9 protein-coding genes and 1 pseudogene are annotated in these 9,123 nt (G+C 64.8%); 7 read left to right on the forward strand and 3 right to left on the reverse strand.

Annotated features, from left to right (window positions below):
- Window positions 1-353: 353 nt before the first annotated feature.
- On the reverse strand, window positions 354-1,109 hold the full coding sequence (locus ABGB18_RS49035; RefSeq protein ID WP_347702609.1) for a DDE-type integrase/transposase/recombinase: 756 nt from the start codon (window positions 1,107-1,109) through the stop codon (window positions 354-356).
- 470 nt (window positions 1,110-1,579) lie between these two features.
- Between ABGB18_RS49035 and ltrA the strand changes: the two genes are divergently transcribed.
- Window positions 1,580-2,833, forward strand: a complete 1,254-nt coding sequence (ltrA, locus tag ABGB18_RS49040) for a group II intron reverse transcriptase/maturase (RefSeq protein ID WP_347702610.1) — start codon at window positions 1,580-1,582, stop codon at window positions 2,831-2,833.
- An 85-nt stretch (window positions 2,834-2,918) separates the two neighbouring features.
- On the opposite strand, the pseudogene ABGB18_RS49045 reads toward ltrA, so the two are convergent.
- Window positions 2,919-3,149: pseudogene (locus ABGB18_RS49045) on the reverse strand (IS3 family transposase); the annotation flags it as partial.
- A gap of 170 nt (window positions 3,150-3,319) precedes the next feature.
- On the reverse strand, window positions 3,320-3,778 hold the full coding sequence (locus ABGB18_RS49050; RefSeq protein ID WP_347702611.1) for a hypothetical protein: 459 nt from the start codon (window positions 3,776-3,778) through the stop codon (window positions 3,320-3,322).
- A 367-nt stretch (window positions 3,779-4,145) separates the two neighbouring features.
- Here ABGB18_RS49050 and ABGB18_RS49055 point away from each other — a divergent pair, with 367 nt between their 5' ends.
- The 6 genes from ABGB18_RS49055 (at window position 4,146) to ABGB18_RS49080 (ending at window position 9,029) form a co-directional block, all read left to right on the forward strand.
- Window positions 4,146-5,885 (forward strand): IS1182 family transposase, encoded by a 1,740-nt coding sequence (locus ABGB18_RS49055; protein ID WP_347702617.1) that lies wholly within the window; start codon window positions 4,146-4,148, stop codon window positions 5,883-5,885.
- Window positions 5,886-5,981: 96 nt separating this feature from the next.
- On the forward strand, window positions 5,982-6,698 hold the full coding sequence (locus ABGB18_RS49060) for a GntR family transcriptional regulator (RefSeq protein WP_347702612.1): 717 nt from the start codon (window positions 5,982-5,984) through the stop codon (window positions 6,696-6,698).
- 122 nt (window positions 6,699-6,820) lie between these two features.
- On the forward strand, window positions 6,821-7,246 hold the full coding sequence (locus ABGB18_RS49065) for a plasmid replication, integration and excision activator (protein ID WP_347702613.1): 426 nt from the start codon (window positions 6,821-6,823) through the stop codon (window positions 7,244-7,246).
- On the forward strand, window positions 7,246-7,512 hold the full coding sequence (locus tag ABGB18_RS49070; RefSeq protein ID WP_347702614.1) for a hypothetical protein: 267 nt from the start codon (window positions 7,246-7,248) through the stop codon (window positions 7,510-7,512). The genes ABGB18_RS49065 and ABGB18_RS49070 overlap by 1 nt, the downstream gene beginning before the upstream one ends.
- Complete coding sequence (locus ABGB18_RS49075) at window positions 7,509-7,823, forward strand: hypothetical protein (RefSeq protein ID WP_347702615.1); 315 nt, start codon at window positions 7,509-7,511, stop codon at window positions 7,821-7,823. Before ABGB18_RS49070 ends, ABGB18_RS49075 begins: the two co-directional genes overlap by 4 nt.
- Before the next feature lie 84 nt (window positions 7,824-7,907).
- Window positions 7,908-9,029, forward strand: coding sequence for an FtsK/SpoIIIE domain-containing protein (locus ABGB18_RS49080; RefSeq protein WP_347702616.1), 1,122 nt, complete (start codon window positions 7,908-7,910; stop codon window positions 9,027-9,029).
- Window positions 9,030-9,123: the final 94 nt, after the last annotated feature.

The following is a 9,123-nucleotide window of genomic DNA, read 5'->3' on the forward strand; positions in this document are numbered from 1 at the left end:
CTCCACTCGTTCTGTGGCAATATTCCGCCGAAGGAGTACGAAGGCGCCTTCTTTAAGGCGCAGGAATCTGCTATGTCATTCGCAAGTTCGCAGGAATCGTAGCCTCCAAGATTCCCGGGGCGGTCCAGTCAGCTCGCTCTGCTGAAACTGGACGACTCCTATTACCTGCCGGAAGGAACCCGGCGCTGGGCCGTGGCCTGGGATGACCTGTACGTGGGTGAACCAGCACGGATCCCGGACGACCCACCTGTCCCAACGTACGTGGCGGGCCTCTCTACAGACCGCCGCAACGTACTGCAGCACGCCGTGCTGTTCGGAGCAAGCAGGCGGAACCTGTCAAACCCAGTGAGACGTCAGGCTACTTGCGTGCTTTGTGGTGAGACATCAGTCTCGGAGGCTGCGACTGGCTGGTTGATCCACACCTTGGTCGGCAGTGCCGGTGGGTAGGGTCGCCGGCCGCGGAACCGTTCGGGATGCGCTTGGAAGGCTGCGTGGAGGGTGGCGATCCGCTTGGCCTGGATGTGAACGGCGGTGCCGTCGTGAACTGAGGCGGGCGTGTGCATCGCGATCCCGGAATGGCGGTGCTCGTGATTGTAGTAGCGGAAGAATTGGCTGCAGAAGACGTTGGCGTCTTCGATGGACCCGAACCGGCCGGGAAATGCCGGGCAGTATTTGAGGGTTTTGAATTGCGCTTCGGAGTAGGGGTTGTCGTTGGACACGTGCGGACGGGAATGCGATTGGTCGATGCCGAGCAGCGCGAGCAGGCCGGTGACGGTGTTGGAGGTCATCGAGGTGCCGCGGTCGGCGTGGATGGAGCGGGGCGCGACCGCGTGATTGGCGGCAATGGCGTTCTGGATGAATTCTTTGGCCAGGGTGCCGTTCTCTGTGGGCCAGATCTCCCAGTGGATGACTTTGCGGGAGAAGATGTCGATGATGACGTACAGCAGATAGTAGACGCCGCGCACCGGGCCTTTGAGTTTGGTGATGTCCGTGTGCCACGAACACAGGAAGAGAGGTGCAGGTATGAGGTAGGCGCCTCTTGGAACGTGGTGCTGCGCGAATGATGAAGGTATGGCCCTTCGGAGCCGCCCTGCGGGGGGAGGCTTCAAACCGCCACATGCTGCGTTGGCTGAAGACCGTCGTGGTGAGCGATGTGGAAAAGGCGTCGTAGAGGCGTCAGGTGGGGATCAGGAAGGCGAGCGCAAGCGAATCGCTGATGAAGTGTCGAAAACAAACAAGGTGGCATCGAAACTGGGGGTATGGATATAGCTCCAGGACAAGTCTGGCGGATACCCGTTTACTGGCCAGGTGGTGCCCGGCATAGAGGCGACGCGAGTCTGATCTGCTGCTTTCGCGTGGAACGTGGGAAGGCGAGCCCCGATAGTCCTGCCAATAGGCAGGGAAAGGGAGCGTCCCGTAACGGCGGAAACCGTGAGGGATTGAGTACCGGTGCGGGGCTCGCTGGCGGACCGGCCCGTAGTAGTGATGAAGTCCCTGTAATGGGGGTGGAGCGAAGGGGCCGGGTCATCCGTGGCTATGTTCGTTCGATCAACCGGGACGTTGTCCTGGGAGGAGTCGCGTGGGCGAGCTGAAATCTTCAGAGAAGTCTTTTGAGATCTCGAAGTGGGAAGTATGGGAGGCGTGGGAGAAGGTCAAGGCCAATAAAGGCGCGCCAGGGGTTGATGGCTGCTCGATCGAGGAATTCGAGAAAGATCTGCGAGGCAACCTCTATCGGATCTGGAATCGGATGTCCTCGGGCAGCTATTTTGCACCCCCGGTGAGGGCGGTGGAGATACCGAAATCGCACGGCGACGGAACCAGAATTCTCGGCGTTCCGACCGTCGCGGACAGGATCGCGCAGACCGTGGTTGCCGCCCGGCTGGAGAAGCAGGTGGAACCGAAGTTCCATCAAGACTCCTACGGATATCGGCCGAAACGGTCAGCGTTGGACGCGGTGTTAAAATGCCGAGAGCGCTGCTGGAAGAGCAACTGGGTAGTCGACCTGGACATCCAGAAATTCTTCGACAGCGTTCCCTGGGACCTGATGATCAAAGCGGTCGAGGCGAACACCGATCAACGTTGGGTGGTGCTTTATGTGGAGCGATGGCTGCGTGCTCCACTCCAGATGCCCGACGGTACTTTGCAAGAGAGGGATCGTGGAACTCCTCAAGGATCAGCGGTCTCGCCCGTGTTGGCGAATCTGTTCCTGCACTACGCATTCGATATGTGGATGGCCCGGAAATATCCAGGGGTCACCTTCGAGCGCTATGTGGACGACGCGGTCGTGCACTGCGGCAGCGAGCGTCAAGCCATCGAGGTGATGGCGGCGATCGGGAACAGGATGGAAGAGGTCGGGCTGCGGTTGCACCCGGCCAAAACCCGGATCGTGTACTGCAAGGACGCAAACCGGCGCGGCCTATACGAGCACACGTCGTTCACGTTCCTGGGGTTCACTTTCCGCGTCCGCGGAGCGCGGAACAGGCACGGGAAAACCTTCTCGTGTTTTCTGCCCGCAATCAGCAAGGAAGCTCTCAAGAAAATCAGTGCCGAGGTGCGCGGATGGTGCATCCACCGGCGCACTGGCCATACCTTCGCTCAGATCGCACGAGCGATCAACCCAATCGTGCGAGGGTGGATGCAATACTACGGAGCGTTTTACCGCTCCGCGCTGGAACCCCTCCTACGGCGCATCAATGCCTACCTGGTGCGCTGGATCCGCAGAAAGTACAAAAGACTGGCCGGGTTCAAGAAAGCCAAACGCTGCTTCCAGGAAATCACGCAGCGATACCCAAGGATGTTTGCGCATTGGCGATGGGCCCGCCATTTCTGGTGATCAGGGTGGCAAGAGCCGTGTAATGGGAGACTATTACGCACGGTTCTGTGGGAGCCGGAGGGTGCAATTCCCTCCGGCTACCCGACCACGACCACACCAGGTTGGGGCGGTCGGCCTCCAGTTCGGGTTTGCTGGTCGGCGGGCGTACGGCCTGGGCGCGCCGCTCGCCGCTTTGTCCGCGTTCGCGCAGGAGGCGGTACATGGTGGCCTGTGAGCACAGGTAGGTGCCCTCATCCAGCAGGATCGCCCACACCTGGCCGGGTGACTTGTCGGCGAAGCGGGGCGAGTCCAGCGCGGCCAGCACCTGCTCGCGTTCGTCTTCGGACAGTTCGGCCGGGTGGTGGAAGGGGCGGCGCGGTCCCTGCACGGGCGGGCGCGGGTTGCGGTGCCGGTGCACCGTGGCGCGGGATTTCCCGAACACCGCGCACGCCCGCACCGTGCCGACCGCTTGCTCCAGGGCCGGGAAATACTCGTCCAGGACCTGGTTCAGTTCGTGTCGGAGTCCGCGCTGCTTGAGATGTCCTGAAGCAGCGCGAATGCTTTTCCCGCGATGTCCAGCGCGGTTTTGGTCTTGCCCAGCTCGCCGGCCAGTTTCTCGTTGCGGGATTCGAGCTTCGCGGTGTCGGCTTTGAGTTTCTTGTTCTCGGCTCGCAGCCGGGCCAGTTCTTCGGACTCGGCGTTCTTTTTCGGTCGGCTGGTCGAGGCTGGGAGTGTTCCGTTCTCGGCTTGTTTTCTCCAGTGCACGATGTGGGAGTGGTACAGCCGTTCCTTGCGCAGCAGCGCGCCCCGCTCAGGGCTGCCTTCGGGCAGTGCGTCGAAGGCGGCCAGGATCCGCGCCTTGTAGGCCTTGGTGAACGTACGCCGTTTCGGGCGGGTCGGCTGCTCATCGGTCACTCGACCATCCTGCCCCGTCATGGCGTTCTGGTCGGCGAGGGTCATCGTCACTGTCTCGATCGTCCTGTCTCGCCCTGCTTCGCATCAAAAGGACTCATACGTCCCATGTATCACAGCAGTCTGACAGAGAGGGGGGCAGCGTGCTCGTCGCAGGTCCGGCCGTTGCCGTTCTGTGGCTGGTCGATGCCCTTCGCACCTAATGCGCCTCATGCTTGCCCGGAGTGCGTCACGCTGATCAACGGTTCCTGATCGGTACGAAATCACGGTCGAGATGCCTGCGCTCTGAAGGGTGACCCTGTTGCCGAATTCTGCTGACACGCCGGGCGACTTCCGAGTTCTGGGTGGCGCTGGGGTGAAAGATCGTCTCTGCGTGCCGTGACCCTCCCCTCGACGGCCGCAGGATGGGCATGTGATGTCGATGCAGCCGCGGTCGGTGCCGCACGTTCCGGAGGCGACCGCGCAGGTAGCACGGGCGGCTTTCCCCAAGGGCAGCCTGCCGATGACGATTCGTGATCAGCTGGGTGAGGTGTTCACCGACACCGAGTTCGCCGGGGCGTTCGCCGTCCGAGGCGCGCCGGCCGAATCTCCGGCCATGCTGGCGCTGGTGACGGTACTGCAGTTCGTCGAAGACCTGACCGACCGACAGGCCGCCGATGCGGTACGGGGGCGCATCGACTGGAAGTACGGGCTCGGCCTGGAGCTGGCTGATCACGGATTCGACTACACCGTGTTATCGAAGTTTCGTGCCCGGGTCGTCGCCCATGAGCTGGAGGAGAAGGCGCTGGATGCGCTGCTGGCCCATCTGCGCGACAAGGGGCTCGTCAAGGCGGGTGGCAAGCAGCGCACCGACTCAACGCATGTGCTCGGCGCGGTCCGCGATCTGAACCGGCTGGAGCTGGCCGGGGAATGCGTGCGGGCGGCGCTGGAGGCGATCTCGGCCGCCGCGCCCGGCTGGGTGGAGCGGGTGCTGGAGGTGGGCGGCTGGGCCGAACGCTACCGCGCCCGGGTGGACTCCTGGCGGCTGCCGACCTCGGCGACCAAGCGCGAGCAACTGGCCATCGCCTACGGCGCCGACGGATATGCGCTGGTGAGTGCCGTGTATGCGCCGTTTTCCCCGGCTTGGCTGCGCGAGCTGCCCGCGGTGCAAGCCTTGCGGATCATGCTGGTTCAGAACTACACCCGCACCACCAACAGCCGCGGGCGGGAGGTGGTCAAGCGGCGGGAGTCCCTCGACGACGGCGGAGAGGGGCTCCCGCCGGGCAGTATCCGCCTGGCCTCCCCCTACGATGCCGACGTCCGCTGGGCGGCCAAGGGCGACGATTTCTTCTGGTGCGGCTTCAAGGTGCACATCAGCGAGACCTGCCACGACCTTCCCGCGCCAGACGAGACCGCGCCCGGTACGCAGCCGGGCAACAACGCGCCCACCACCCCGCCCAACGTGATCACGAATGTGGCCACCACGGACGCCACCGTCCCCGACGTCAAACAGGTCGAGCCGATCCACGCCGCGCTGGACCGCCGCGGTCTGGTACCCGCCGAGCACTACGTCGATTCCGGCTACGCCGCGGCCGATCTCATCGTCGCCGCCCGCCGCCGCTACGGACTGGCACTGGTCACCCCCGTCCTGGGCGACTACTCCCCGCAAGCCCGTGCCAAGACGGGCTTCGACCGCAGCGCGTTCACCGTCGACTGGGACAACCAGCAGGTCACCTGCCCGCAAGGCCAGACCAGCAGCTCATGGAGCCCCTGCATCCAACGCGGGCAGGAAGCAATCGTGGTCAAGTTCGGCGGCGAGGTCTGCCATGCCTGCCCCGCCCGCTCGGCATGCACCTCGGCGAAGAAGGGCGGGCGTCAGCTCACCATGCGCCCCCGCGCGCTGCAGGAGGTCCTGGACCAGGCCCGCCGCGAGCAACACAGCACCGATTGGCAGGCCAGGTACGCCATCCGCGCCGGAGTCGAGGGCACCATCCACCAGGCGGTCGCGGTCACCGGCATCCGCCAGGCCCGCTACCGCGGCATCAAGAAGGTCCACCTCGAACACGTCTACTCCGCCGTCGCGCTCAACCTCATCCGCCTGGACGCCTGGTGGAACGGCCACGTGCTCGATCGGACCCGCACCAGCCATCTCGCCCGCCTCGAACTCGCGCTGACCGCCTGATCATAATTCGGCAACAGGGTCAAGGGTCCTGACAAACGCATCCTCGACCGGTACTGTACTTATGCGCACAAGTGCAAGAGTGAACGGGCGGTTGAGATGGGCATGGAATTCGCCCCACCCAAATACGCGCAGGTTATGCGGACGATCCAAGAGCGGATCGAATCGGGCGAGTACGCCCCGGGTGACATGCTGCCCTCCGAGACTCAGCTAGTGCGCGAACTCGGAGTCGGCCGGACCACAGTCGTGCGCGCCCTTCAGACCCTAGCCATGCAGGGGTGGATCGAACGCGAACACGGCCGCGGGTCGTTCGTCAAAGGCCGTCCCCAAGACGAGGCCGAGGTCGTACGCCCTAGCCTGGCCACGACCGAGCAGGGCGAGAACGCCGATGCCGTATTGGAGGCTGGGCGCGTACCAGCTCCCCGTCATGTCGCGCGGCTGCTAGGTGTCGCCGAGGGAACTCCGCTGATCGCGCGGAAGCGGGTAGCACGGCAAGCCGATGTGATCTCGGCGGTGGAGACCATTTGGGTACCGCTTGAGCATGCGATCGGCACCGACCTGGACAAGCCCGAACCCCTGCGGCGGGGCATCCGTCAGCACCTTCAGGCCGTCAAGCACCTGCGCTTCGACCACATCACCGAGCGGCTTCGCGCACGCACTCCTACCCCTGAAGAAGCCGAATTGCTCGGGTCGTCCAACCCGGTCCTCGGGGTGCTGGCTACTGTGCATGACCCAGCCGGCGCCGTGCTGATGGTGGTGAGTCTGGCCCTGCTGGGAAGTCTGCACGAGCTCGAAGATGTCTTCAAGGTGAGCTAACTCTTACTCGCCACTTACCTCTCAACCACTTGTGCGGACGAGTTGCGATCACCTACTCTCGACTCATGCGGACAAGTGGACGAGCGAACAAACGACTCTCCGCCGCTATCGAGAGGAAAAACATGGCAATCCAGGGACCCATCCCCGTCACCTACACCATGGTCTTTCCGCACGGCTGCTACATCGTCGGCGAGGTCGAGCCCGTCAAGGACTTCGACGCCTCGACCAACGGCCGCTTCGTGCAGGCCCGCGACAAGCAGACCCGAGAGCTGGTCTGGCAGGTCGCGGTCATGGACGGTGACCCAACCCTCAAGCCCGCCCAGAAGACCGTGGCGGTCAAGATCCTCGCGCCGGTCCAGCCGGTACCGCCCTCCCCGATGCCGGGGCTGCCGTTCACGCCCGTCGAGTTCGACGGCATCACGATCACGCCGTACGTCAACGCCGCCGGTCGTCTCGCGTACTCGATCAAGGTCCGTGAGATGCGCGCACCCCGGCAGACCGCCCAACCCGCCCAGAGCAAGGCTTCGGCCGGAAAGGAAGCCGCCTAATGACCCGTCGCCGTACCCCGCGCAACAGCGTGATCCGGCTAACCACCGGGCACGCCGCCCGCACCATGAACCACCCGCTCGCCCGCCGGGAGCCCGTCCTGGCGCTCGACTTCGGCGCCACCTCCGTCCTGGTCACCACGAACGGGCCGGTGACGGCGGAAGACCTGGAGTTCGCCCGCCAACTCGCCCGCGAGGCCCACCGCTTCGCCCGCTCCATGGAGCGCAGCTTCTACGGCCTGCCCGACGGCCAGGGGGTCGCGGCATGAGTCTCGGTCCGTACACCTACGTCACTCTGTCTCTGCGACCGGAGTCCACACCGCACGTCGGTGTCTCCTTCCACACGCCCGGCCTCAAGGTCCGCGCCGGACTTCTGCTCAGCAGCCCGCGGCCGTACCTGGAGTTCGCCTCTCACGAGGCCAGCGTGCACATCTCCACCACCGGGGCCGGGCCGGTCACCGACGCCGACCTGAACATCGCCCGCGAGATCTTCAACGCCGCCGCTCGCTACCTGGCCGACTGCGAGCAGCTACACGCCGAACAGTCGGCCACCAAGGACGCCACCGATCCGGCGACCTGACACGAAGCGGGGCCGCTGGAAGCGGCAACTTCCGGCGGCCCCTCGGTTCTCCCCTGACTCCACATCACGAGAGGTACCCAGCTTATGTTCAAGCGGCTGCCTGGCGACGAGGCGCGCAACCTCGTCTCCACCACGCCCGACACGGCCATCGTCTTCCGACCGGCCGTCGTCAAGACTCCCGCCGTCATCACCATCGTCATCTTCACTTGCCGGATGCTCGCCGGACTCGTCCGTACGATCTGGCGCCACCCCATCGCCACCGCTATCCCGGTAGCCCTCGGCGCTACCTGGTACTTCTACGGCTGGCCGCTGGCTGCATCCCTGCTCGGCACTGTCGTCCTGGTCCTGGCCTCATGGGCGTTCATCGACCGAGCGTCCTTCGCCCGCCTGGTCGGCTACCGACTGCTGGCCTGGTGGCGACTCGTCTGGATCTACCGGAGGCACTGGCAACCCGTCATGATCGTCTCCGGTCTCGGCCGTCACATCCGGGGCCGCGATTATCTACCCGCACTCGGCAAGGTCACCTGCACCTCGTGGGCCGACCAGGTCACCGTACGCATGCTCAAAGGCCAAGCGGTCAAGGACTGGGCTGACCGCACCGACCACCTGGCCCAAGGCTTCGGCGCGAAGTCGTGCCGCGTGGCGCTGTCGCAGGCCGGACGGCTGACACTGGCCTTCCCGCGTAGTGACCCGCTTGCCTCGCCCCTGCCAGCGCTCGCCATGCCGGAGGAGCCGACGGTGGGGCCCGTCGAGATCGGCAAGGGCGAGGATGGGCGGCCGTGGCGGCTCAAGGTGCACGGCACCCATGTCCTCGTCGCGGGCGCCACAGGAGCCGGCAAGGGATCGATCATCTGGTCCGTCATCCGCTCCCTGCTCGCCGCCGTCAGCGCGGGCCTGGTCGAGTTGTGGGCGCTGGACCCCAAACTCATGGAACTGTCCTACGGCCGGGCACTCTTCGGCACCCGGTACGCAGCCACACCCGAAGAGTGCGCCGACCTGCTGGACGAGGCCGTCTGCGTCATGCAGAAGCGAGCCGCCCGGTTCGCCGGACTCCAGCGCTCCCACACACCCACCGTCGATGACCCGTTCATCCTGGTCGTCGTCGACGAGGTCGCATTCCTGACCGCCTACCAGTCCGATCGGCAACTCCGGCAACGCATCTCCGCAGCGCTGGCGGGCCCTCGCCCCGAAACGTGGACACCTTGAGTACCGGATGATGGAGATCCGGAGACAAGGAGTTCCACGTGGCGATGAAGTCGTATCCGCCGGAGTTCAAGGCGGACGCCGTCGCGTTGTACCT

It is taken from the genome of Nonomuraea sp. B12E4, assembly GCF_039871825.1.
Lineage (GTDB): Bacteria > Actinomycetota > Actinomycetes > Streptosporangiales > Streptosporangiaceae > Nonomuraea.

Coding starts and splice junctions, on each gene's coding strand:
- ABGB18_RS49055 (WP_347702617.1), top strand. CDS start 4,146: ATGCAGCCGCGGTCGGTGCCGCACGTTCCGGAGGCGACCGCGCAGGTA.
- ABGB18_RS49060 (WP_347702612.1), top strand. CDS start 5,982: ATGGGCATGGAATTCGCCCCACCCAAATACGCGCAGGTTATGCGGACG.
- ABGB18_RS49065 (WP_347702613.1), top strand. CDS start 6,821: ATGGCAATCCAGGGACCCATCCCCGTCACCTACACCATGGTCTTTCCG.
- ABGB18_RS49070 (WP_347702614.1), top strand. CDS start 7,246: ATGACCCGTCGCCGTACCCCGCGCAACAGCGTGATCCGGCTAACCACC.
- ABGB18_RS49075 (WP_347702615.1), top strand. CDS start 7,509: ATGAGTCTCGGTCCGTACACCTACGTCACTCTGTCTCTGCGACCGGAG.
- ABGB18_RS49080 (WP_347702616.1), top strand. CDS start 7,908: ATGTTCAAGCGGCTGCCTGGCGACGAGGCGCGCAACCTCGTCTCCACC.